The organism is Halorubrum tibetense, assembly GCF_042661865.1.
GTDB classification, from domain to species: domain Archaea; phylum Halobacteriota; class Halobacteria; order Halobacteriales; family Haloferacaceae; genus Halorubrum; species Halorubrum tibetense.
Window position 1 is genome coordinate 1 of the sequence record NZ_JBHSWW010000629.1, and the last position, 628, is coordinate 628.

The window sequence follows — 628 nt, forward strand, 5'->3', positions numbered from 1 at the left end:
AGCGCGGTGAAATTGTATTGCTGGTGCAGGGCGCACCAAAGTCGGAAGCCGCCTCGCTGGATACAGAGTCGACCCGGATTATGGCGTTACTAGCGGCTGAATTACCGCCGAAAAAAGCCAGTGCGCTTGCGGAGGAAATAACGGGCGTGAAAAAAAAGGCGTTGTACCAGTGGTATGTGGAGCAAAAATGAACTCGGTCTCTGGTTTTTTGAGGCAATTGGTGAGTTGGTAAATCGCATAGGAAGGTGCTTCAGAGTTCGTTTCAGTAAATAGACATATTCGTTTGGCAAGATAAAGGATGCTGTATGGCAAAATCTAGCAAAGGCAAAAATAGACTTTTTTACTCCGCCGCCGATGAGGTAGAGCACGCAAAATATCCCGATGATGTGCTTTGTGGCAACCCGCAGCTATGTTCTTCAGCCTATCGTTTAGCGTATACCGATCAAGATTTCATGTTGAGCGAAGAGCTGAGACCGGTGCGTTTAATGTTGGAGCTCAGTAAACCTGAAGCGGTTTTGCAAGCATTGGGGGTGAATCAAACGGTTGTGATTTTTGGCAGCGCTCGCACGCCTGATCTGGAAACTGCACAGAAGGCTGTGGATTTATTGCAAGGACAAACGAGTGGTGA

2 protein-coding genes are annotated in these 628 nt (G+C 47.9%); both read left to right on the forward strand.

Annotation, left to right across the window (positions count from 1 at the left end; genetic code table 11):
- Positions 1–191, forward strand: a 191-nt coding sequence (locus ACFQEU_RS17390; protein WP_379784198.1) for an SAM-dependent methyltransferase, incomplete at its 5' end; no start/stop codon positions are given.
- Between the two features lie 114 nt (positions 192–305).
- A partial coding sequence (locus ACFQEU_RS17395; protein ID WP_465261187.1) for a hypothetical protein occupies positions 306–628 on the forward strand: 323 nt, incomplete at its 3' end.